This window comes from Streptococcus suis (assembly GCF_002960425.1).
GTDB classification, from domain to species: domain Bacteria; phylum Bacillota; class Bacilli; order Lactobacillales; family Streptococcaceae; genus Streptococcus; species Streptococcus suis_S.
On record NZ_POIZ01000033.1, the window covers coordinates 24,221 to 45,614 of the forward strand.

Genomic DNA, 21,394 nt, shown 5'->3' on the forward strand with positions numbered 1-21,394 from the left:
CCTCCTAATGATTTGAGTCCTGCCCTTTGATATAAAAAGCATTGATTAGATGGGCAAGCGGTTTCGGCCAAAATAGTTCAAACATCATCAAGTCTTCCTTTGTCCGAGTATTGTCAGCGATGGTCTGTGAGGTCTCGGATTCTTGGTGAATGCGATGATACATAAGTGGTTTTGGGATATAGGAGAAAACTCCCTTATACTGGTTTATTTGATACCAGGCATACCAATCTAAATTGGTGCGCATTTGTTCATTGAACTGAAAGCCCCTTAGTTTATCCATGTTATAGGTGACAGCAGGGCAACAAATTGAATTCCCAAAGCTGAGGATAAAATGCCTCCAGATCTTGGACTGTGGGAACAAGGATAGTCCTTTTAGTAGGATTCGTTTGATGGTTAAATTGGTATTACGGGAGATAGTTTGTCCATTCTTACATTCCATATAGTCTGAAAAGACAATAAGGTTTTCTGGGTTGTTTTGAAGAGATGTGAGCATTTCTTCAGCGTAGCTTGGTTGATAGATGTCATCTTGGTGGGCAATAGTTACATAGGGAGTGGAAGTAAAGGAGAGAGCATTGTTCCAATCTTTTCCAATACCTCCACCTATAGAAGAATGCATAGGAATGGCATATTGCTCACAAAGCTGTTGAATGTGTTTACTAGGTGTAGAAGTATAGAGCTGGATAGAAGAGGAGACAGTTTGCCCTTGCAGTGACTGGATACAGGATTCTAAAAAAGGACTGTCTCCATAGGCACAGATAATGAAGGTATGTAGTGACTGTAAATTAGACATTCTTTTTTCCTTTGGAATAGAGATAGATAGTTAGTAGCCCCGTGACTAGAGCGTATATGGTCATTGTTAGTAAGAAACTGATTGCAGCTCCAAGTAATTGATAATGAAAAATGAGCGGGCTAGTAATGATTCTGGAAAAGATAAATAGCAGGAGGTAGACAAAGACCAGGATTTTTTGTTGTCGAAATATGGTGATAAGATTTTCAAAAACAATAGCTAGGGAATATAGAATCCCTGAAAAAACTAGAATTCCTAGTGTCAGATTATGGCTTGTCAAATCAATCCCAAATAGAAGGCTCAGGATGGGAGTGCCTATGCCGAAAGCCAATAGGCTTATTAGACTGCCTCCGATGAACAAGCCTAGTACCAAGCGATTGCAAATCTGACGAAATTCCTGGTAGCTATGTTGGTACCAAAGTTTAGCTAAACTGGTAATCAATGGACGCAGGATTAGTACACAGAGACTCATGAAAAATACAGGCATAAATAGAATGCTGAAATCACGTTGCATGCCCGTCATCAGACTTCCATCGGCTAGGCCAGTTTCGATGACTTGTTTTGGTTCATTAAAGATATAAGTGAGTAGGAAACCATTGATAAAAAGAGGGAAACAGGCACGCAAAATAGTATAGGCATCCTTATGTAATGATGTTTCAAATAGAGAATAGGGTTTAGTTGGATGCAATTTCTGAGCCTGTCGGTGATCTAAAAGGAAGACTAGAATCAGGTTGGTTATTGCCATAAGAGCTAGAGCCAGAGGCAGATGTTTTCCGATAGCTAGTGAGGTGGTCAGTATGAAGGTGCTAGCGGTGTAGCGGATGGTCATATGTTTCCCTGCTAGATCCAGTCGGTCTCGTTGCTGGAAAAAACCTTGAAATAAGTCGGAGATAACATCGCCTACACGATAAAGAATGACCAAGAGGACAAGTTCATAGCTGGACTGATACTGAGTGAGAAGGAGATAGGGCAGAATGGTTGCGACCATAAGTGTCAAAGAATAGCTACGCGCTAATAAGTAGGCAGCAAAAGAATGGCCTTCTTTGATATCTGTCCCTTGATAATTTCTTACCTGAAAGAGACCGATCACTACCCAAAGATTACCGATAGCATAGGCCATACTGAAGTCGTCTGCCGTTTTTGCGTTTGAAAAGCGCGATACAATAAGCAGATAGAGAACAGATACAGCAGCCGCAGCTAGATTACCAACCATATTCCAAAAATAAACTGATTTTTGTGTATTATTCATCTTTATCAAACCGTTCGATTGCAATGGTTTGTGCTAGCTCCTTTAGCTTGTTATCTAATTTTGATAGGCGCATAGTCAGCTGGAATTGATGGATAATCAGTAAAAAAATGATAAAGAGAAAAATGAAATTAACTGGTAAGGCAATGCCTAACAATTTGGTTATAGCTTCAGCTAAACTTGGAAATAGACTGAGGATAAGCAAGAGTGCGGAGAAAAAAATCCAGAATAGGGCATCAGGTATTTGTAGCTGCGATTTTCGTATCCTTCTGAGTATCAGAATTCCTGTAAGGAGAGATACGAGGATAAGAATTGTTTGAAATAATAAACTCATTTGTTCATTCGCTTTCTAAAGTTTTGGATGATAAGGATGGAGGCAAACATATGGATCATGTACTGAATCGAACGAGAAAGTGTGAGATAGCTTTGTCCTCCTTGTCGCTCTTGCATGGTTACTTGAACCTCCTTTACCTTGACGCCGTTTCGTAACAAGTAGGAAATGGTATCTGGTTCTGGGCCATAGTTAATATTCAAGGCAAATTCTTTGATGAGAGGTGCGCTAAACATGCGCATACCGGAAGTAGGGTCAGCTATTTCCTTTCCTGTCGTCAGTCTGATGGCACTGGCGATGAGACGATTGCCTAGCATTCTCAAGGACCAATTTTTGGGCTGGTTTATAAAGCGAGAACCAATGACTAAATCATAGCCCTGGTCTATTTGATTAGAGAGGCTTTGGATATATTCTGGCAAGTGTTGACCATCGGCGTCGAATTGAATGGCTTTTTTGTAACCATGTTTGTAAGCGTAGCGTAGGCCTGTTTGGAAAGCACCAGCCAATCCCAAATTGATAGGTAAATCTAAAATAGCGTATCCTTTTTGGTGACAGATCAAAGAGGTATTATCTTTTGAGCCATCATTGATGATGAGATAATCAAATTGGGGATAGTGTTGTATGAGGTTTTCAATAACTCCTTGAATAGACTCCTCTTCATTATAGGCTGGGATGATAATGAGTAATTCAGACTTTTTCACATGTAATTCTCCTAAATGTTGTCCTATATATTGTACCAATTTTTCTATGAGGAATGCAACTCAATATAGTTATTTATTGACTAAGATTGAGGAAAATTATAAAAAATATGATACAATAATCTAGTATTACATTTCAAAGGAGAAAAAAATGGTATTACCAAATTTTAAAGAAAATCTCGCTAAATATGCTAAACTTTTGGTTTCAACAGGTATCAATGTGCAGCCGGGTCACACGGTTCAATTGACTATCGGTGTGGAACAGGCTGAATTGGCTCGTTTGATTGTCAAAGAAGCTTATGCGCACGGTGCGGCTGAAGTCTTGGTCAACTGGTTGGACGATGTGATTGCGCGTGAACGTTTGGTCAATGTAGATGTGGAACTTTTGGAACAAGTTCATCCACAACGCATTACCGAAATGAACTACCTCTTGGAGCGCAAGGCAAGTCGTTTGGTGGTCTTGTCTGAAGATCCAGGAGCTTACGACGGTGTGGATCCAGAGAAATTGTCTCGCAGCGCTCGTGCACTCAGTCAAGCTTTGCAGCCAATGCGTCAAGCAACGCAAGCGAACAAGGTTAGTTGGACACTTGGTGCAGCCTCTGGTTTGGAATGGGCCAAAAAAGTCTTCCCAAATGCAACATCTGACGAAGAGGCAGTGGGCCTCCTTTGGGACCAAATCTTCAAGACCTGCCGTATCTACGAGGAAGATCCGATCAAGGCTTGGGAAGAGCACGAGGCACGCTTGGTTGCTAAGGCCAAGGTCCTTAACGACGAGCAGTTTGTCAAATTGCACTACACAGCACCAGGAACCGACCTCGTTCTCGGTATGCCGAAAAACCACTTGTGGGAAGCGGCTGGTTCGGTCAATGCCCAAGGTGAGCACTTTATTGCTAATATGCCAACAGAAGAGGTCTTCACAGCACCTGACTACCGTGTGGCAGACGGCTATGTAACATCCACAAAACCACTCAGCTACAACGGTAACATCATCGAAGGCATCAAGGTAACCTTCAAAGATGGTGAAATTGTGGATGTAACTGCTGAAAAAGGCGATGAAGTCATGAAGAAGTTGGTCTTTGACAACGCTGGAGCGCGTGGTCTTGGTGAAGTTGCCCTTGTGCCAGACAAGAGCCCGATTTCTCAATCAGGCGTGACCTTCTTCAATACTCTCTTTGATGAAAATGCCTCAAACCACTTGGCCATCGGTTCTGCTTATGCTTTCTCTATCGAAGGTGGTACAGAAATGAGCCAAGAAGAGCTCAAAGAAGCAGGCCTTAACCGTTCTGATGTCCATGTGGATTTCATGATTGGTTCTAACAAGATGAACATTGACGGTATCCGTGAAGACGGCACTCGTGTGCCAATCTTCCGTGACGGTGAGTGGGCAATCTAAAAATGATGCTATAAGACTGGGCAACCAGTCTTATTTTGTAAATAAGGAGGAATATAAGATGTTATCAAGTATAATCGCTGGTGCCATTATTGGCCTGATTGCTGGGGCTTTGACCTCATCAGATGACCGTCGTGGCTGTCTAGGAAATATTATCCTTGGACTTGCTGGTTCATGGATTGGGCAGTTGCTCTTTGGTGACTGGGGTCCACAGTTTGCTGGGATGGCCTTGGTACCGTCAGTCTTTGGAGCCGTATTGTTGGTGGCGATTTTTTCTAGTTCTAGACGAAATTAAACACCGGAACCGTGCTTCAATTGGAGCACGGTTTTTTGTGGTCTGAATTTGTACGAATTGCGACATTATTCGGATTTTTCAGAAAATTTCCATTTTTCTGTTGACAAGTGAAAATAAGTAGGGTATCATTGTAAACAATTAAGAACCTGTATTCACAAGTGAAGTGCTGAACTGTGAATACAGGTTCCAGAACACTGAAAGGAAAAAGTCAAATGAAACCTGTCACTACAAAATTCTTTGCTTTGTTGTTGCGACGGTCGGGCTAGTGCTGAAAGAATGCATTAGTCCTGTTTGGCTTACCAAGCGGGCGCTGTTGACAACATCTCGCGGGTAGTTTTCCTCGAGGTGTTTTCTTTTTCTTAGTATACTTTGAAATCTAAGAAAGAGAACCTAATATTGACGTTAGGGTTATTTAGAAAGGTGTTCTTATGCGTGTGATTGAATTTTTAGATACAACTTTGCGAGATGGTGAACAGACGCCGGGTGTGAATTTTTCTATCAAGGAAAAAGTGACCATCGCCAAGCAGTTGGAGAAATGGGGGATTTCTGCCATTGAAGCGGGTTTCCCAGCGGCCAGTCCTGATTCATTTGAAGCGGTTCGTCAAATTGCGGCAGCGATGACCAAGACGGCTGTGACAGGTTTGGCTCGGTCAGTCAAATCAGACATTGATGCTTGTTATGAGGCTCTGAAAGATGCCAAGTATCCGCAGATCCATGTTTTTATTGCGACCAGTCCTATCCATCGGGAATTTAAACTGCAAAAGACCAAGGAAGAAATTTTGGCGCAAATCACTGAACATGTCAGCTATGCCCGTGAGCGTTTTGAAATAGTGGAGTTCTCGCCAGAGGATGCGACGCGGACTGAGTTGGATTATTTGCTTGAAGTGGTGCAAACAGCGGTAGATGCGGGTGCGACTTACATAAATATTCCAGACACAGTTGGTTTTACCACTCCTCAGCACTACGGAGAAATTTTCCGTTATCTGACAACTAATGTCAAATCGGACCGTGAGATTATTTTCAGTCCCCATTGCCATAATGACCTAGGCATGGCTGTTGCCAACACCCTTTCAGCTATTAAAAATGGAGCTGGTCGGGTCGAAGGAACTATCAATGGTATCGGTGAGCGGGCTGGAAATGCGGCCCTTGAAGAAGTAGCTGTTGCTCTTGAAATTCGGAAAGATTTCTACGATGTAACCAGTCCCATTGTCCTCAAGGAAACCCTTAATACTTCGGAATTAGTATCTCGCTTCTCAGGGATTGCCATTCCACGTAATAAGGCGGTGGTTGGTGGCAATGCCTTCTCACACGAGTCAGGTATTCACCAGGATGGTGTCTTGAAAAATCCATTGACCTATGAAATCATTACACCTGAGTTGGTAGGGGTCAAGAAAAATTCTCTGCCACTGGGTAAACTATCTGGTCGCCATGCCTTTGTAGAAAAGCTAAAAGAACTAGACCTGTATTTTGAAGAGAGTGATGTTGCTAGTTTGTTTGCTCGTTTCAAAAACCTGGCAGACAAGAAGGAAAAAATTACGGATGCGGATATTCGTGCCTTGGTTGCTGGTACAGAAATCAGCAATCGAGATGGTTTCCAATTTAAAGATTTGCGTTTGGATAGTCAGTCTGACGGCAGCATTCAGGCTCAGGTCATCTTTATCAATCAAGATGAGGAAGAAGTGGTGGTTGCTGAGACTGGTAAGGGTTCGGTTGAAGCTGTCTTTAATGCCATTGACCAATTCTTCCAGCAGGACATCAGCTTGGAACGCTACCACATTGACGCCATTACATATGGAATTGATGCTCAGGCGCGTGTGCTGGTAGCCGTAGAAAATCAGGCAACGGAGACAGTCTTCAACGCCTCTGGTATTGACTTTGACGTACTGAAGGCTTCGGCCATTGCCTATATCCATGCTAATGTCATGGTGCAAAAAGAAAATAGTGGACAGATAGATAAGAAACTATCAGAGAAAGACTTGCCACACATCTAGGAGGGAATATGACGAAAAAAATTGTAGCCTTGGCTGGTGATGGAATCGGTCCTGAAATCATGGAGGCTGGCCTAGCAGTCCTTGAGGCTGTGGCTGGGCAAGTAGGATTTGATTATGAGATTGAGGAGAAAGCTTTTGGTGGCGCTGGGATTGATGCGAGCGGGCACCCTCTACCTGAGGATACCTTGCAAGCTTGCCGAAAGGCGGATGCGATTTTGTTGGCAGCTATCGGTAGCCCTCAGTATGACAGTGCGGCTGTCCGTCCAGAGCAAGGTCTTCTTCAACTTCGTAAAGAATTGGGTCTTTTTGCCAATATCCGTCCAGTGAAAATTTTTGATAGCCTAAAAGACCATTCTCCTCTGAAGGCCGACCGACTGGACGGTGTGGATTTGGTCATGGTACGGGAGTTGACAGGTGGGATTTATTTTGGAGAGCATATTCTGGAAACAGACCAAGCCAGCGATAGCAATACCTATCAGGCAGAAGAGATTGAGCGGGTTGTTCGCTCTGCCTTTGACTTAGCCCAAAAAAGACGGAAAAAAGTCACCAGCATTGATAAACAAAATGTACTGGCGACGTCAAAATTGTGGCGGAAGGTAGCGGATGAGGTGGCTAAGGATTATCCAGATGTGACCTTGGAGCACCAGTTGGTGGATAGTGCAGCCATGCTTTTGATTACCAATCCTAGTCGATTTGACGTCTTGGTGACGGAAAATCTTTTCGGCGATATTTTGTCGGACGAGGCCAGCGTATTAACAGGAACGCTAGGGGTTCTGCCTTCTGCTAGTCATGCGGTGGCAGGTCCCAGTCTCTACGAACCTATCCATGGTTCGGCACCCGATATTGCAGGTCAGGGCATTGCCAATCCTGTCAGTATGATTCTATCTGTTGCTATGATGCTGGAAGAAAGTTTTGATTTGATCCAAGCAGGTCAGGGCATTCGCCAAGCCGTTGAAGAAGTCTTTGCCAAGGAGATTTTCACTAAAGATCTAGGTGGTAGCGCCTCTACTAAAGAAATGACAGCGGCGATTATTGAACAACTTGAAAGGAGGTCACCATGAGTGGCAAATCCATTTTCGACAAGCTCTGGGATCGCCATGTGATCACAGGGCAGGAAGGTCAGCCCCAGCTCCTCTATGTTGATCAGCATTATGTTCATGAGGTGACCAGTCCCCAGGCCTTTCAAGGATTGAGGGATACAGGGCGACCTGTTCGGCGCCCAGACTTGACCTTTGCGACTTTTGACCACAACGTACCAACCGTTGATATTCACAATATCCGTGATGTCATTTCCAAGGCTCAGATGGATGCCTTGGCGAAGAATATAGAAGATTTCGGTATTCCCCACGCAGCCCATGGTTCGGAACATCAGGGGATTGTCCATATGGTTGGACCAGAAACAGGTCGGACCCAGCCAGGAAAGTTCATTGTCTGCGGGGATAGCCATACGGCGACTCACGGAGCATTTGGAGCCATTGCCTTTGGGATTGGTACTTCCGAAGTGGAGCACGTTCTGGCTACTCAAACAATCTGGCAGGTCAAACCTAAGCGACTCCTAGTGGAGTTTGTCGGTCAGGCCCAAGCAGGTGTCTATGCCAAGGACTTTATCCTGGCTCTGATTGCCCGCTACGGCGTGGATTGTGGTTTGGGTCACGTGGTTGAATTTGCAGGTCCAGTCATCGACAGCCTCAGCATGGAAGAGCGGATGACCATTTGCAATATGTCCATTGAGTTCGGCTCTAAGATGGGCATTATGGCTCCAGACCAGACCACTTTTGACTACCTGCGAGGTCGGGAGTGTGCACCAGCGGACTTTGAGGCGGCGGTGGCAGACTGGAAGGAGCTCTACTCAGATGCCGACACCGTCTATGATAAGCACCTAGTCCTAGATGTGTCGGACTTGGCACCGATGGTCACTTGGGGAACGACGCCTGCTATGGGGGTTAGCTTCGATGAAACCTTCCCAGCTATCAGTGACCACAACGACGAGCGGGCCTACGCTTACATGGACTTGGCTCCGGGGCAAAAGGCTGCCGACATTCCCATTGGCTATGTCTTCCTAGGCTCCTGTACCAATGCTCGCCTCAGCGATTTGCAGCTGGCAGCTAGGATTGTTCAGGGGCGGAAAATAGCAGAGCAGGTTACGGCCATTGTCGTACCAGGTAGTCGCCCTGTCAAGCGAGCTGCAGAAAAGCTTGGGCTAGACAAAATTTTCATGGAGGCAGGCTTTGAATGGCGGGATCCAGGTTGCTCCATGTGTCTGGGGATGAATCCAGACAAGGTGCCTGCAGGTGTGCATTGTGCCTCCACAAGTAATCGAAACTTTGAAGACCGACAGGGCTTTGGGGCCAAGACCCACTTGTGTAGTCCTGCTATGGCTGCCGCAGCTGCGCTTTATGGACGATTTGTCGACACCAGACAGCTAGACATTCTCAAGGAGGGAGTTTAATGCACCAATTTACCACATGGACAGGAACGACTGTTCCGCTCATGAATGATAATATTGATACCGACCAGCTCCTGCCCAAGCAGTTTCTCAAGCTGATTGACAAAAAGGGCTTTGGCAAATATCTGCTCTATGCTTGGCGATACTTAGACGATAATTACACGGATAATCCTGATTTCATTCTCAATCAGCCTGCCTATCAAGGAGCTAGTATCCTCATATCTGGGGACAACTTCGGAGCAGGTTCCTCTAGGGAACACGCTGCTTGGGCTCTGGCAGATTACGGATTCAAGGTCATCATTGCAGGCTCCTTTGGGGATATCCATTACAATAATGACTTGAACAATGGGATTCTGCCCATTATCCAGCCCAAAGAAGTCAGGGACCGACTGGCTCAGCTGGATCCAGACCAAGAAATTACGGTTGACTTGGCAGACCAGTTGATACGGACGCCTTTTGGGAAATTCCCATTTGACATCGAACAGGACTGGAAACACAAGTTGCTCAATGGTTTGGATGATATTGGTATTACGTTGCAGTATCAGTATTTGATTGCTGAGTATGAACTGAACAGGCCGAATTATTGGCAAAACTAAAACTATTAGAAAACAAGCAGGTCGCTCTGCTATGAAACAAAAGAAAAGAGGAAATGATTATGACGAAACAAATTCACTGGGATGGCGCACTTTCACAAGAAGGTCTTGAGATTATCAAGGGCGAGGGGGGCGTGATTGTCTGCCCGACTAAGGTTGGTTACATCATCATGACATCTGACAAGGCTGGCTTGGAGCGGAAGTTTGACGCTAAAGAGCGTAAGCGTAATAAGCCGGGCGTGGTCCTTTGTGGTAGCATGGAGGAGCTTCGTGAGTTGGCTCAGTTGACCCCTGAGATTGATGCCTTCTACCAAAAACATTGGGATGAGGACATTTTGTTGGGTTGTATCCTGCCTTGGAAACCAGAGGCTTACGCCAAGTTGCAGGCTTATGGCGATGGTCGTGAAGAGTTGATGACCGACGTTCGTGGTACTTCATGCTTTGTTATCAAGTTTGGTGTGGCTGGCGAGCAGATTGCCAAGGAAATGTGGGAAAAAGAAGGCCGTATGGTCTACGCTTCATCTGCTAACCCATCAGGGAAGGGAAATCGTGGTAAGGTAGAAGGTATCGGTGAGCGTATTGCGTCTAAGGTAGACTTGATTATCGAGGCGGATGACTACGTGGCATCTATCCAGCCAGACAAGACCATTGAGACCCGCTATGAGCAAGGGGTTATGGTGTCTATGGTAGATAAAGATGGTAAACTAATTTCGGAACAGGGTGCAGATAGCCGTTCTATCAGCCCATGCCCAGTTGTCATCCGTAAGGGTCTGGACATCGATAAAATCATGATGCACTTGTCAGACCACTTCAACTCTTGGGATTATAGACAAGGGGAATATTATTAAGATATCGTCATTTAGTTTATCTTTTATTACTTCGACGACTGAAAAGCTCCAGTGGAGGTTTTCAGCCTACCACCTTTCATTAAAAGAGTGGTAGTTTGAAACTCCGTTTCCCTATTTCCAACTTCAAATAATTTTATCATTATTTGAACTCACCTTGCCTGATTGAAACAGTCTGGGGGATACGAATAGTCCGGTGGACTATTCGTACCTGAGCCTGAAAACAAAAAAGCGAAGTAACTCAGCAAGTCAATGCCTAGAAACAAGAAAGCATTGAGTTATGCCTGCGGTTTTTGTAGCGAACTTGGTTCGCGCTATCTCTAGCCTTCAAAGGTTCCCCAAACCTTTGAAGCGAGTACTAAAAGTAAACTAAAAGACTATAATTGAGAACGATCCGAAAGGGTCGTTCTTGCTCTAGTCTATCAGTATGGCTTTACAATTTTTGCGAAATGTGTTACAATGTAACACAAAGAAGTGAGGTAAGATGATGAGTACAGTAACTATCCGATTAAACAAAGAGGAAGAAGTATTTTTCAAGAGCTATGCTCAATTAACTGGTCAAAGTCTTTCAAGTTTATTTAAGAAGGCGCTTGAGCGTGATATTGAGGATGAGTATGATTTGAGCATTTACCATCAAGCCTACGAGGAGTACCAGAAAGATCCGGAAACCATCAGTCATGCTGATTTCAAGAAGGAACTTGGTCTGTAATATGTTCTATGTAGAGTATTCTAAGAAGGCACAGAAACAAATTAGAAAATTGGATAAGCCAATCCAAAGATTATTATTTGCATGGGTGGATAAACACTTAGATGGTACAGTTAATCCGAGGTTGCATGGCAAGGGATTGACAGGAGACCATGCCAATGAGTGGCGTTATCGTATCGGTGATTACCGGCTGATTTGCGATATACAAGATGATAGAATGGTTATTCTGGCACTTGAATTTGGTCATCGTAGAGATATTTACTAATAGCTGTTAATATGAACTAGAACGATCCGAAAGGGTCGTTTTTTCAGTCCCACAAAAAACTGACCGAAAATTTTTCAGTCAGTCTGGTGTTGTTTGATAAGTGATTTGAGGTTGTCAAGTAGAGCTTGCTCGTCTGTCCATTCTAAGATGTGTAGCCCTTTGTCAATCAGTTCCTGCTCGTTTTGGGCGATACCCAGGTAGACATAGGCACGGGCTAGTTGGTCATAGCGTTTTTCTTGTTTGGCTAGTTCCATGAGTTTGGTGGCAAAACAAGTAGACTTGCTGTACTGTTTTTGCTCCAAGAAAAAATAAGAAAGAGATCGATAGTGTGAGAGTATGGTCGGCTGGATTCGCTTGTAATCCTTGTATTTTTCTAATCGTTTTAGAAGAAGATTGGCAGTTTCTTCAAGGGCATCAAGTGAAGAAATCTTGGACAGAAGAGTGCCTACTAAGATAATATCATTATTGTACCAGTTGTCATATCGTTCTAGCTCTGACCACAGAAGTTTTGAAAGGCTATCTGCTTCTTCGGAAAGCTGGGTGATAGAAGAACTTTTTCGGACAGCTACAACGGTCTCCAAGAGGAGGCACCTTCTGTGAATAGGAACATCATTGGGTTCTTTTTTCAGATGGGATTGGCAGCGTTGGATGAGGTCTTCCATTGTTTGTGTGGTCGGATTTTTAAGATTATCTATATCATAGAGTAATTGTTGGCGTTGGCTGGGTTGATAGTAGTTACAGAGGTATTCAAATTCCTCGAAGGTCATGTCCACTTGCTTGAGTAAAAAACGCATGAGCTCATAGCTAGGAATGTTCTGATTTTTCTCGAAACGTACCAAGGTCGTTCGATTGATATAATCCCCACAAATCTGCTCCTGACTCAAATGCTTGCTTTTCCGAATTTCTCTGTAAACACTTCCGTAATCCCACCGCATAAACTACTCCTTTCAAAAACTGTGAAAATATGCAACAAAATAGACAATGTTTGTAAAAATAGTATATCATAATGGTATAAAATATACATCAATTTCTATCGGGTAGAAAGGAGAAAAGGAAAAACGGAAACGATATTCTTGGTAGGAGTTGAGGTATTCAAGAAAAAATCCCATCAGAGAGGAGGAAGGGAAGGATGAAAAAGAAGGTTGCATATATGACAATAGCCATATTGATCTTACTTATTTCGGTCATTCGTATTTTTGGTGAGCCAGATGAAGATATCTACGAAACCCAACCGGCAACTCATCTGGTGGGGTAGGTAATTTATAAAATAGTACGGACGGTGTTAATATGGAAAAAAATTTGAATAGAATATTATTTAATTCAATATATATCTTAACAGCGCTGGCTTTGCTGATATATGGTTTGTATTTATCTTTTTTTAAATATAATTATCCGTCATTTCAAGTAACATTTTTGGCGCTACTAGGATTAGTTATAAGTTACGTAGTTATAGGAGGTAAAGTAAAATGAAGAAAATAGTTTCATTGCTTTTAAGCGTAGTTTTATTGAATATAGTATGTCCAGTAGTTGTTTTTGCGGAAGATATTTTTGATTATGGAAATTCATCTACAGCAATTATAGAGGCTCCAGAAGTTGTAGAAGATATAGAAACTATAGATAATAATCATTTTAAATTTATTTCTAGTGAAGGTAATATCTCGGATATTTTTGTAAACGATCAAGGTGATGTATATGTTGATGGTAAGTTGGAAATGACTCATCAACAAGCTTTGTTAATGTTTGAAATAAGAAAATCTGTAAGCAATATTGGTACAGAACGGAGTTCGGCAACATGGCATTACCTAGATACGTATAGCTATGATATAGACTTTCAAAATAGGACAAAATCTGTAATGTTGGGTGTTATTTCGCTACTAGTACCGATTTTATCGCCAGCAATAGGTATAGGGGGGATCCTAGACGATTTATTTAGTCAAAAGGCACCTGGCATGTATATCACTGTTAATAGATACTATAAAGCTGGGTACCAATACTATAAATATGTTTATCATTTTTATTCGGATGCTAATCGCAAACAACATGTTGCAATGCGTGAAGAAATCAAAAAAATGTGGTAAGAAAGACTTCGCATCCCTAGTTAGAGTTTGTAATGACATTACAACGATTAAATACAACCACGACCATTTCTAATAATGTTGGTGCTGAGATAGGTGGAGCTGTGAATGCTAGTATGTCGGTATCTTCAACGACAAGTTTTGTTAAGGGTCTCTATTATCACGGAAGTGTGAGGTATTAGATAATGAACAGAAAAATTATAGGTATCTTACAGACTGTTCTGTACTTACTATCTCCGTTTATTGCGGACTTTTTAGCTAAGCGGACAAATGCAGTTGATTTTTACTTTCTTGGTATGTTCATTGCAATTTTAGTTTCTGAGTGGTTATCCATTCATTCTTTAGGGAAAATAGTCGAAAAGTGAGATAGTTTGCTTACTATCAATAAGCTAGATAGTTATTTTAGAGAAGATTGTTACAGTCTTCTCTTTTTGTAAAAGTGTTACTTATTTTTCCTTGTTTGTTCGGACAAAAAATGATATTATTATATCAAAGTATTTATGAGGGTGTAGACTAAAATTGGAATTAGTCAGCTATGAAAAGGAGTAACCTAATGAAACAGATTGATAAAAACACCTTATTTTTAAGTGGTATCATTGTTCTTTCATGTAGTGTTTTATTATTTCATCTGGACCCGATTCAGATTGTAGATAGAGAGATTTGGCTCTGGCTAAATTCATTTATTCATGTGCTATTTTTAAAACCTGCTGCTAGTCTAGGCTTTCTTGTAGGGCTTTATTTGCTGTATAAGGCTTTCAAGAAGTAGTCTAGCCAATAATAAGCTGATGAAAGGCTGTTGTTTCGCTCTGCCATTTCCCCAAGAAAGGAGTTTCTATGCTGAAAGTAGTCGATATCTGCAAGCGATACGGTGCCCACCAGGTCTTGTCCTATGTGTCCTTTGAGCTGCAAGCGGGGGACTTGGTGGCCCTAGTTGGTCCCAATGGTGTGGGAAAATCCACCCTCCTGAATATCATCAGCAATACAGAAACCGCTGACCGTGGGTCGGTAACCATCAATGGTCGGCCCAATAGTGACCGAGCGATTTTTCAGGATATGTCTGTCATGTTGGATGCTCAAGCTCTTTATCCACAGTTGACGGGTTATGACCATCTGACCTATGTGGCTGCCACTCACAAGCTGGGGAAAAAGGAAGTGGATGCGTTAGTGGAAGAATTGGGGATGGGCTACTATGTCAAAAAGCGAGTGGCTGGTTATTCCATGGGTATGAAGCAGAAGCTGCTCTTTGCCATGGCTGTCCTTCCCAAGCCCAAGCTCTTGTTGCTGGATGAACCCCACATCGGCTTGGACCCGACCAATATCATTCAACAGCGGGAATTTCTTCTAAATCTACAGGCAGAAGGTGTTGCTATTTTACTTTCTTCCCACCATCTGTCAGAGATTGAGAAGCTGACCAATCAGGTTTATTTTCTCAAGGCTAGCAAGTTGATTGCTACAGAAGTGGAGTTGACGGCGGATTATGATTACCATCTTGCTGTGAAAAACTCCAAGCAGGTCCAGGAATTTTTACGGGATTATCCTCAACTCTTGTGGAAAAAGGCAGAGCAGGGTCTGGTGGAAATCTTCTTACCCGAGCGAGATTTATTGGATTGTTTGGATCGTATTCCAATCCAGCAGGTGGCTGGCCTTACAAAAGCCAGTGACTATATGGAATCCCTCTATCGTGATCTCTATGTGGAGGAAGGTGGTGAGGAGACATGAGGCTGAACTTTGAAATCAAGAAAATTCTATGGTCGCCTCTCTATTGCCTGCTCGTGCTAGGTTTTTTAGGTCTGGCCTACCTTCCCATCTCACAAAGGCAAGCCCATCAAGCGGCCTATGTGGAAACCTATAAAGAAGAACTGAGTGAATTGGCTAGTGTCTTGGCAGATATAAAAATTGAGGAGGGGACAGAAGAGGCGCCGCGGATGGTGGGCTTGAAATCCGATATTGAAAGTATCAGTCAGGCCTTGGATGAGGGGAAGTTTGAAGCTATCCCCAACTACCGCAAACTTATGTATCAGGATTTGGACTATTTTATCAGTCGCAATCGGCAGCTTTTTCAAACGCGGCAATCCTTGACGCTTAGTGAAGTCGAGCGTTTGGCCAGATGGAATGACTGGTTGCTTGCCTACCAATTGCCTGATGGTCCTGAAAACAAGGCTTGGTCAACAGGGCGTATTGTTCAAGCCTACTTAGAAAGTTTGTTTGGTTTTCTTCCTGTATTTTTAGTGCTTGGTTTTCTGCTTGCCAATCAGCTGGCAGAAAAGACACTTGCGCATCAAGTTTGGCAGTTGCGGCAATGGGATAGTCTGAGTTTGCAGGGGGTCAGGCGTTTGGCTGCTTCCTTGCTTTCGCTTTTGCTTGCTGTGGGGATAGGTTTTCTCTTTATCCTGGTCTATGATGGGCTGACAGGTCAGTTGGCTGTATCTAGTTTTCAAGCTCCTCTTGAGATGTTGGGTCAGAGTCAGTTGATAGGTTCTGGGCTTTACGGGCTTATCTTGCTTGGTTTTTGGCTAATCTTACTCCTAGCTGTTCGCTTACTTTTTGGATTTTTGGATCACTTGTTAGCCAGTCGGTTGATTTTTGTGGTGACGGGCTTACTGTTGGCTCTGGTTCTTTCCTATCAGGCAGGTGCAGTAGCTGGTTGGTCAGATCAAATTCTGCCCTTGCTTGCCTTTCCTGTTTTTTTAGACACAGGTACATTTTCACAGGTCTTTGTAGCGGTGGATGTCTTGCTCCTGCTGACCATTGGACTTTTCCTTGCTTATTATGTGCTGACAGAAAAGAAAAGGCTGGTCCTGACCGTGGGGCATCAGAAGGAGTTAGACACAGGGCATTTGGACAAGGTTTGGTCTTTTGATGTTCTCATCCTTAGTCGTATCAATTCTTGGAAGGGGCTCGTCTTAGTAAACTTGCTCCTAGCTCTGCTATTTTCCCTACTGACGGGACTAGAAAAGCAAGAGGTTGCCCAGGAGGAGAGGGTTTCGATGGAGTTGGTTGCCCAGTCCTATGAGCAGGATGGGGTCTATGTGGAGAGTTTGCAGTCGGAAATCAACCGTCTGAGGCAGTTGGTCAAAGAGGACGCGAGCTATCAGGAGGAGTTGGAGCTGAGGGTTGGTCTCTTGCAAGAATACCGTGTCTACAAGGACCTTTATGTCAAGCAATGGCAGGTATATCAGGACAATCCCAAGGCTCTGCCGGCTAGTCACCTTGCTATGCTGGAGGCAGAGCAGGTCTATCTATGGGCTAGAGAGGAAAAGGCTTTTGCCAATGGTGATATTGGGGCCAGCCAGACGGTAGATAATCTTCGCCGTTACCAAACCCGCAATCAGGTCAGTCAGTATTACTGGCAGCAACTGATGGAGGCTGGGGTGCCAGCAACAAAGCGGGGCAAGGATGTCGTTTTGACCAGTTTGGAAAATCGTTTTGATACCAATGATGCCTTGGTTCCAGTAGACGATCCTTCTTGGGACCGCTCCAGAGATCTGTCAGGTATTGGCAGTCTGCGCTCTCTCTTTGATGGTCCGGCCTATTTGTTGGTGCTCTTGCTGGCGGTTTGGATTGGCAGTCGGGGTAAGGCGGTGGAGGTTGCAGGGAAAAACTGGCGTCTCTATCAGACCCAGCCTGTGGATTTGCGCAAGGTTCTAGTCACCAAGTGGTTGCTGGGACTGGGCCAGGCACTAGGATTTACAGTGTTCTTTCTAGCCAGTCTTTTCATGGTCAATAGTCTGGTCGGAGGAATCGGTTATCTGGAAGATGGCCTTGTCTTGCTTTCGCATTCGGAGAGGGGGATTTTCCTGGAACTCCTGAGGGGACAAGAACTCTGGGCTTGGTTCCTTCCAAATGCTCCTTATCTCTTGTGGGTGGTGCTTGGCTTGCTGGTATTGGAAATTGTTCTAGTCAGTCTCAATCATCTTTTGCAGGTTCGGTTTTCAAACCGCTTAGTGATTTTCATCCTGCTAGCTGGCTCACTGGCTCTGCTGGACTACCTCCTCTTTCAAGACCTGATTTTGGATGGGCAGGAAATCTTTAGGCAGTTCGCTTTGCTATGTTTATAAAAGGGAAGCTGAGTGAGCAGGGGCATGTAAATATAGAGTTATACTCTTCGAAAATCAAACATATCCGTTGTCAACTTGCCTAGATGAGTGGGAGTGGGAAAGAACTCGACCAGTCTGAAAAGAGTTCCCCTCACTTCCAAACAGTAGGTTCGGGCTAAAATAGTCCACTGGACTATTTTACTCCCACGCCCGCACAGCTCAAAAGGTTCAGTGAACCTTTTGAGGTTGGAAATGAAGCGAACTCTGTTCGCAACAGTCGTAAGGTCAGATTTGGAGTGTGAAACACGAACAAATCTGCCAATCAACCACTGCGCTGAGATGTTGACACGAACTCTGAGAAGAGAGGCTGGACTTTTTGCTCAGCCTCAGCCTGCTCCCTTGAAACAGGAGAGGAGCGGAGTTCTATCTTCGGCTTCGTTTCCTAGGCTACTTTTGATTTCCATTGAGTATTAGAAACATATGAAAAATACCGACCTTTCCTTCTGGGACCTGGTCGGTATCTTTGTGTTATGGGTTCGTGCTGCTTAGCAGAAGAAGTTCTTAGTTGATAATGGCTAACATTTCCCATTTTGGATAAGATTTAGCATCGTGAGGGTTTGTGCCTCTCTCGATTTCCATGTAGTCTGGAACCTGGTCGCCATCCGTGTCTTGCTTGATAAAGAGGCGGATATTTTGTTCCTCGATAATTGTCCCGTCTTGCTTGTAGGCCTTGTAAATGCCATTGCTGCCTAATACGATTTTTACAGGGCGGCCGGATGATGACATGTTATAGTTTAGGACGTTTTCAATCATTTGTCTTTCATGCTCGGTGATACGATTGATGTTACGAACAGTGAAGAAAGAAGAATAGGACTTAGGAAGTGTTGTTCCTGCAGTAGTGGTTCCAGCAGGATATGCAATCGCAAAGCCATTTAACATAACAGGTGCTTGATTGACAGGAGGCTGGTTCACAGGCGGTTGTGTAACAGGCTGTTGGGTAGCTGCTTTCGAGAAGTTGACAGTTACAGAGAGGTTTTTTACCTGACCAGATGCAGTAGTCAAACGTACTTGAACTTGGTTGCCAGAACCGCTGGTTGGTAGGGGACTGATGACTTCTTTGGTCACGATAGAAGAGAGGTTTAGACCGCTTTTTTCAATCACTTGAACCTGATTTAAGATTTCTTTTGCAGTAACTGCTTGACCAGTTGTTTTTTCAACGGTACCGACTACTTTGGCATCAAGGACGTGGAAGGTCATCACTGGACTAGTTTTGAAGCTAGTTGCTCGCAAGCCATTGGCAGTTTTTACCACCGTACCATTGATGGCTAAGCGACGACGATAGGAGCCAAGACCAGAAACAGAACCTTGGATTTTATTAGAAGAAATAGTGAGTTGACCTAGATTTTGGACATTGCTATTTCCAGCTTGAATAAAATGAGCAGATTTAAATCCATTGACACCTGTGATGGCAATAGGCTTTGTGAGAGCTGTTCCAGAAAAAACATATACGTCTTTTGGAACATGGACAGTTGCAGCGCTTGTATTCGCATAGACAGTGGTCGTGTTTGTCAAAGGCAAGCCGACAGGAATGCTTGTCAGGGCTAGTGTAGCGATGATTGTAGTCTTGGTGAGCTTAGTTAATAGCGTATTTTTCTTCATCTCTTTTTCTTTCTATTTTAAATTTTTTATATTTACTCAATCACCAGCATGCCTTCTTTAATGGCAAATGGGTGTTCTGGGTCAATGCGGTCGTAGAACATGACACCGTTGAGGTGGTCGATTTCGTGTTGGACCACGATGGCATTAAATCCCTTGAGTTTGATACGGTGTGTTTCTCCATTTTTGTCCATGTAATCAACAGTCACGCGCGCGTGGCGGACTACGTAGCCTTGGACTTCTCGATCAACAGATAGGCAGCCTTCGCCCCCTTCCATAGCTGCCTCTTGGACAGAATGTGCCACGATTTTAGGGTTGTACATGACTTCTTGGAGGGAGTAGGCTTGAGCAGGTGGGTTGCCTTCTTCGTCCTCTGGATTTGGGACTAAGACAGCAATGATGCGTTTGGACACATCAATCTGAGGAGCAGCTAGACCAACTCCGCCACGAAGTTTCATCTTCTCCGCCATGACTGGATCCTGCGAATGTTTGAGGAATTGCATCATTTTTTCGCCTAAAATAATTTCCTGGTCAGATAGGGGAAATACAACTTCTTCAGCGACTTGGCGTAGGGTTGGGTGCCCTTCACGGATGATGTCATCCATGTCAATCAAATGGGCAGCTTTTGTCAATCGTTCAATAACAGACATAATTCTCTCCTTTGGGTATCGATAGATTAAGTATAGCATGAAATCTAGGAGAATAAAAGTCTCAGTCACCTATCTATTCTGTCTCAAATCTGCTATACTAGTAAAAGACGAACGTTGAAAGGGAGAAAAATGAAAAGAATTTTAGAAAAAGCCAGTTTGCTGGCCCTATCCACCATGCTGGTTTCGACATTTGCAGTTTCACCAGCTATTCCGCAGATGATTGAGCATTTTGCCCAGCAGGGAATTGCAGCGGCCCAGGTGGAAAATTTGATTACGGTGACCTCCTTTGCTATTATGGTTACTCTATTGGCAAATGGTCTAGTTGTCCGTTTCTTGTCTGAACGAAACATTATCATTGCAGGGCTTTTGCTTATGGCCATCGGCGGAGCCTTGCCCATGTTTCTAACTGCTTATCCTCTGATTTTATTGGCTCGTATCTTGCTTGGTTTGGGGATTGGCTTGATCAATGCGCGTGCTATTAACATTATCGGTAATTTTTTCACCGGTCAAGAGCGGGTGCAGATGATGGGCTTGCGTGGTTCAGCAGAGGTAGTAGGAAGCGCAGGGCTTACCCTCCTTGTCGGTTGGTTGACCCAGTTTGGTTGGCAACCTGCTTTTTTGGTCTACCTTTTTGCCTTGGTCATCTTGGCCCTCTTCCTTCTCTTTGTTCCCAAGGAGGAATTGTTGGCTCGTATGGAGGTAAAGGTTGAGGAGAATGCGCCCAAGGTCAAACTGGATAAGACCATGTGGATGATGGGCATTTATCTGGCATTTTTAGCCTTCTTTGTTATCAATGTCAATACCTTCCTGACCATTCGTATTCCTCAGATTGTTTTGGCAAAGGGCATTGGTACTGCTCAGCAAGCCAGTCTGATTCTCAGTCTTATGCAGGTCATGGGGATTGTGGCAGGGACGGTTTTTAGTAGCCTGGTTGGTCGTTTGAAGGGCTGGCTTTTAGCTGTTTCCTACGTGGTCTTTGGACTCGCGGTTGTCGGCATTGCCTTTGCGGATAATCTCTGGGTGCTGGGACTTGGTGGCATGGTGTCAGGGTTTTTCTACAGCATCATTCTAACCATTGTCTTTAGTCAGGTAACAGACCGGGCACCCAAGGCCTTGCTCAATGCAGTCATGACAATCGTCCTTATGGGTTGCAATATCGGTGGTGCCACATCTGCCATCTTGCCGACTTATCTGGAAAAACTCAATCCAACTCCAACAGGAGCCTTTGGCATTTACGCCATCGGCTGTGCCTTGATAAGCGCTGGCTTGATTTATAATCAACTGAAGAAGTGGGAGTGAGAAAGAACTCGACTGGTCTAAAAAAGAGTTCGTCTTCTCACCCCCGCACAGTTGATTAGGTCAGATTTGGAGTGTAATACACGA

At 43.9% G+C, this 21,394-nt stretch carries 22 protein-coding genes; 15 read left to right on the top strand and 7 right to left on the bottom strand.

Annotated features, from left to right (window positions below):
* Nucleotides 1-4: 4 nt before the first annotated feature.
* The 4 genes from C1G57_RS03965 to C1G57_RS03980 are packed head-to-tail and all read right to left on the bottom strand — an operon-like array spanning nucleotide 5 to nucleotide 3,065.
* Complete coding sequence (locus C1G57_RS03965) at nucleotides 5-790, bottom strand: glycosyltransferase family A protein (RefSeq protein ID WP_105113835.1); 786 nt, start codon at nucleotides 788-790, stop codon at nucleotides 5-7.
* Nucleotides 783-2,036 (bottom strand): lipopolysaccharide biosynthesis protein, encoded by a 1,254-nt coding sequence (locus C1G57_RS03970; RefSeq protein WP_193434479.1) that lies wholly within the window; start codon nucleotides 2,034-2,036, stop codon nucleotides 783-785. Before C1G57_RS03970 ends, C1G57_RS03965 begins: the two co-directional genes overlap by 8 nt.
* Nucleotides 2,029-2,367 (bottom strand): DUF2304 domain-containing protein, encoded by a 339-nt coding sequence (locus tag C1G57_RS03975; protein WP_105113836.1) that lies wholly within the window; start codon nucleotides 2,365-2,367, stop codon nucleotides 2,029-2,031. The genes C1G57_RS03970 and C1G57_RS03975 overlap by 8 nt, the downstream gene beginning before the upstream one ends.
* Nucleotides 2,364-3,065: a glycosyltransferase family 2 protein gene (locus tag C1G57_RS03980; RefSeq protein ID WP_105113837.1), complete on the bottom strand. Its 702-nt coding sequence runs from the start codon at nucleotides 3,063-3,065 to the stop codon at nucleotides 2,364-2,366. Before C1G57_RS03980 ends, C1G57_RS03975 begins: the two co-directional genes overlap by 4 nt.
* A gap of 148 nt (nucleotides 3,066-3,213) precedes the next feature.
* Here C1G57_RS03980 and C1G57_RS03985 point away from each other — a divergent pair, with 148 nt between their 5' ends.
* The 9 genes from C1G57_RS03985 (at nucleotide 3,214) to C1G57_RS04025 (ending at nucleotide 11,593) form a co-directional block, all read left to right on the top strand.
* Nucleotides 3,214-4,455, top strand: a complete 1,242-nt coding sequence (locus C1G57_RS03985; RefSeq protein ID WP_105113838.1) for an aminopeptidase — start codon at nucleotides 3,214-3,216, stop codon at nucleotides 4,453-4,455.
* A gap of 58 nt (nucleotides 4,456-4,513) precedes the next feature.
* Nucleotides 4,514-4,747 carry a GlsB/YeaQ/YmgE family stress response membrane protein gene (locus C1G57_RS03990; protein ID WP_024378839.1) on the top strand — a complete coding sequence of 78 codons (234 nt, stop codon included), beginning with the start codon at nucleotides 4,514-4,516 and terminating at the stop codon, nucleotides 4,745-4,747.
* A gap of 428 nt (nucleotides 4,748-5,175) precedes the next feature.
* Nucleotides 5,176-6,738, top strand: coding sequence for a 2-isopropylmalate synthase (locus tag C1G57_RS03995; RefSeq protein WP_105113839.1), 1,563 nt, complete (start codon nucleotides 5,176-5,178; stop codon nucleotides 6,736-6,738).
* Between the two features lie 8 nt (nucleotides 6,739-6,746).
* Nucleotides 6,747-7,799 (top strand): 3-isopropylmalate dehydrogenase, encoded by a 1,053-nt coding sequence (gene leuB, locus C1G57_RS04000; RefSeq protein ID WP_105113840.1) that lies wholly within the window; start codon nucleotides 6,747-6,749, stop codon nucleotides 7,797-7,799.
* Entirely contained in the window at nucleotides 7,796-9,187 is a 1,392-nt protein-coding gene (leuC, locus tag C1G57_RS04005) for a 3-isopropylmalate dehydratase large subunit (protein WP_105113841.1), read from the top strand. Before leuB ends, leuC begins: the two co-directional genes overlap by 4 nt.
* Nucleotides 9,187-9,780, top strand: coding sequence for a 3-isopropylmalate dehydratase small subunit (gene leuD / locus C1G57_RS04010; protein WP_105113842.1), 594 nt, complete (start codon nucleotides 9,187-9,189; stop codon nucleotides 9,778-9,780). Before leuC ends, leuD begins: the two co-directional genes overlap by 1 nt.
* 59 nt (nucleotides 9,781-9,839) lie before the next feature.
* Nucleotides 9,840-10,625 (top strand): L-threonylcarbamoyladenylate synthase, encoded by a 786-nt coding sequence (locus C1G57_RS04015; RefSeq protein ID WP_105113843.1) that lies wholly within the window; start codon nucleotides 9,840-9,842, stop codon nucleotides 10,623-10,625.
* A gap of 484 nt (nucleotides 10,626-11,109) precedes the next feature.
* Nucleotides 11,110-11,331, top strand: a complete 222-nt coding sequence (gene relB / locus C1G57_RS04020) for a type II toxin-antitoxin system RelB family antitoxin (protein ID WP_024391430.1) — start codon at nucleotides 11,110-11,112, stop codon at nucleotides 11,329-11,331.
* 1 nt (nucleotide 11,332) lies between these two features.
* Nucleotides 11,333-11,593: a type II toxin-antitoxin system RelE family toxin gene (locus C1G57_RS04025; RefSeq protein ID WP_105113844.1), complete on the top strand. Its 261-nt coding sequence runs from the start codon at nucleotides 11,333-11,335 to the stop codon at nucleotides 11,591-11,593.
* A 74-nt stretch (nucleotides 11,594-11,667) separates the two neighbouring features.
* Here the strand turns inward: C1G57_RS04025 and C1G57_RS04030 are convergent, their stop codons facing one another.
* On the bottom strand, nucleotides 11,668-12,528 hold the full coding sequence (locus C1G57_RS04030) for a helix-turn-helix domain-containing protein (protein ID WP_105113845.1): 861 nt from the start codon (nucleotides 12,526-12,528) through the stop codon (nucleotides 11,668-11,670).
* A gap of 194 nt (nucleotides 12,529-12,722) precedes the next feature.
* Here C1G57_RS04030 and C1G57_RS11470 point away from each other — a divergent pair, with 194 nt between their 5' ends.
* The 5 genes from C1G57_RS11470 to C1G57_RS04055 all read left to right on the top strand — a co-directional run bounded on the left by C1G57_RS11470 (nucleotide 12,723) and on the right by C1G57_RS04055 (nucleotide 17,726).
* Nucleotides 12,723-12,848, top strand: a complete 126-nt coding sequence (locus C1G57_RS11470; RefSeq protein WP_264294683.1) for a hypothetical protein — start codon at nucleotides 12,723-12,725, stop codon at nucleotides 12,846-12,848.
* Nucleotides 12,849-13,059: 211 nt separating this feature from the next.
* Complete coding sequence (locus tag C1G57_RS04035) at nucleotides 13,060-13,671, top strand: hypothetical protein (protein ID WP_105113846.1); 612 nt, start codon at nucleotides 13,060-13,062, stop codon at nucleotides 13,669-13,671.
* A gap of 550 nt (nucleotides 13,672-14,221) precedes the next feature.
* Nucleotides 14,222-14,434 carry a hypothetical protein gene (locus tag C1G57_RS04045; RefSeq protein WP_105113848.1) on the top strand — a complete coding sequence of 71 codons (213 nt, stop codon included), beginning with the start codon at nucleotides 14,222-14,224 and terminating at the stop codon, nucleotides 14,432-14,434.
* A gap of 68 nt (nucleotides 14,435-14,502) precedes the next feature.
* A complete protein-coding gene (locus C1G57_RS04050) occupies nucleotides 14,503-15,387 on the top strand; it encodes an ABC transporter ATP-binding protein (RefSeq protein WP_105113849.1) in 885 nt (294 codons plus the stop codon).
* Nucleotides 15,384-17,726, top strand: coding sequence for a hypothetical protein (locus tag C1G57_RS04055; protein ID WP_105113850.1), 2,343 nt, complete (start codon nucleotides 15,384-15,386; stop codon nucleotides 17,724-17,726). The genes C1G57_RS04050 and C1G57_RS04055 overlap by 4 nt, the downstream gene beginning before the upstream one ends.
* A gap of 540 nt (nucleotides 17,727-18,266) precedes the next feature.
* On the opposite strand, the gene C1G57_RS04065 is transcribed toward C1G57_RS04055, so the two are convergent.
* Both C1G57_RS04065 and def read right to left on the bottom strand, forming a co-directional pair.
* Nucleotides 18,267-19,364 carry a hypothetical protein gene (locus C1G57_RS04065; protein ID WP_105113852.1) on the bottom strand — a complete coding sequence of 366 codons (1,098 nt, stop codon included), beginning with the start codon at nucleotides 19,362-19,364 and terminating at the stop codon, nucleotides 18,267-18,269.
* A 32-nt stretch (nucleotides 19,365-19,396) separates the two neighbouring features.
* The gene (def, locus tag C1G57_RS04070; protein ID WP_105113853.1) at nucleotides 19,397-20,011 is read right to left on the bottom strand and encodes a peptide deformylase; all 615 of its coding nucleotides are present in this window, start codon (nucleotides 20,009-20,011) and stop codon (nucleotides 19,397-19,399) included.
* 129 nt (nucleotides 20,012-20,140) lie between these two features.
* On the opposite strand from def, the gene C1G57_RS04075 reads away from it, so the two are divergent.
* Nucleotides 20,141-21,310, top strand: coding sequence for an MFS transporter (locus tag C1G57_RS04075; protein WP_105113854.1), 1,170 nt, complete (start codon nucleotides 20,141-20,143; stop codon nucleotides 21,308-21,310).
* The last annotated feature ends 84 nt before the right edge of the window (nucleotides 21,311-21,394 follow it).

What these genes read in the sequence shown, in the direction of transcription:
- C1G57_RS03990 (WP_024378839.1), top strand. Translation starts at nt 4,514, where the DNA reads ATGTTATCAAGTATAATCGCTGGTGCCATTATTGGCCTGATTGCTGGG.
- C1G57_RS04075 (WP_105113854.1), top strand. Translation starts at nt 20,141, where the DNA reads ATGAAAAGAATTTTAGAAAAAGCCAGTTTGCTGGCCCTATCCACCATG.
- C1G57_RS11470 (WP_264294683.1), top strand. Translation starts at nt 12,723, where the DNA reads ATGAAAAAGAAGGTTGCATATATGACAATAGCCATATTGATCTTACTT.
- C1G57_RS04025 (WP_105113844.1), top strand. Translation starts at nt 11,333, where the DNA reads ATGTTCTATGTAGAGTATTCTAAGAAGGCACAGAAACAAATTAGAAAA.
- C1G57_RS04035 (WP_105113846.1), top strand. Translation starts at nt 13,060, where the DNA reads ATGAAGAAAATAGTTTCATTGCTTTTAAGCGTAGTTTTATTGAATATA.
- C1G57_RS04015 (WP_105113843.1), top strand. Translation starts at nt 9,840, where the DNA reads ATGACGAAACAAATTCACTGGGATGGCGCACTTTCACAAGAAGGTCTT.
- C1G57_RS04050 (WP_105113849.1), top strand. Translation starts at nt 14,503, where the DNA reads ATGCTGAAAGTAGTCGATATCTGCAAGCGATACGGTGCCCACCAGGTC.
- C1G57_RS03985 (WP_105113838.1), top strand. Translation starts at nt 3,214, where the DNA reads ATGGTATTACCAAATTTTAAAGAAAATCTCGCTAAATATGCTAAACTT.
- C1G57_RS03965 (WP_105113835.1), bottom strand. Translation starts at nt 790, where the DNA reads ATGTCTAATTTACAGTCACTACATACCTTCATTATCTGTGCCTATGGA.
- leuB (WP_105113840.1), top strand. Translation starts at nt 6,747, where the DNA reads ATGACGAAAAAAATTGTAGCCTTGGCTGGTGATGGAATCGGTCCTGAA.
- C1G57_RS03995 (WP_105113839.1), top strand. Translation starts at nt 5,176, where the DNA reads ATGCGTGTGATTGAATTTTTAGATACAACTTTGCGAGATGGTGAACAG.
- C1G57_RS04045 (WP_105113848.1), top strand. Translation starts at nt 14,222, where the DNA reads ATGAAACAGATTGATAAAAACACCTTATTTTTAAGTGGTATCATTGTT.
- C1G57_RS04055 (WP_105113850.1), top strand. Translation starts at nt 15,384, where the DNA reads ATGAGGCTGAACTTTGAAATCAAGAAAATTCTATGGTCGCCTCTCTAT.
- relB (WP_024391430.1), top strand. Translation starts at nt 11,110, where the DNA reads ATGAGTACAGTAACTATCCGATTAAACAAAGAGGAAGAAGTATTTTTC.
- def (WP_105113853.1), bottom strand. Translation starts at nt 20,011, where the DNA reads ATGTCTGTTATTGAACGATTGACAAAAGCTGCCCATTTGATTGACATG.
- C1G57_RS04030 (WP_105113845.1), bottom strand. Translation starts at nt 12,528, where the DNA reads ATGCGGTGGGATTACGGAAGTGTTTACAGAGAAATTCGGAAAAGCAAG.
- C1G57_RS03970 (WP_193434479.1), bottom strand. Translation starts at nt 2,036, where the DNA reads ATGAATAATACACAAAAATCAGTTTATTTTTGGAATATGGTTGGTAAT.
- leuC (WP_105113841.1), top strand. Translation starts at nt 7,796, where the DNA reads ATGAGTGGCAAATCCATTTTCGACAAGCTCTGGGATCGCCATGTGATC.
- C1G57_RS04065 (WP_105113852.1), bottom strand. Translation starts at nt 19,364, where the DNA reads ATGAAGAAAAATACGCTATTAACTAAGCTCACCAAGACTACAATCATC.
- leuD (WP_105113842.1), top strand. Translation starts at nt 9,187, where the DNA reads ATGCACCAATTTACCACATGGACAGGAACGACTGTTCCGCTCATGAAT.
- C1G57_RS03975 (WP_105113836.1), bottom strand. Translation starts at nt 2,367, where the DNA reads ATGAGTTTATTATTTCAAACAATTCTTATCCTCGTATCTCTCCTTACA.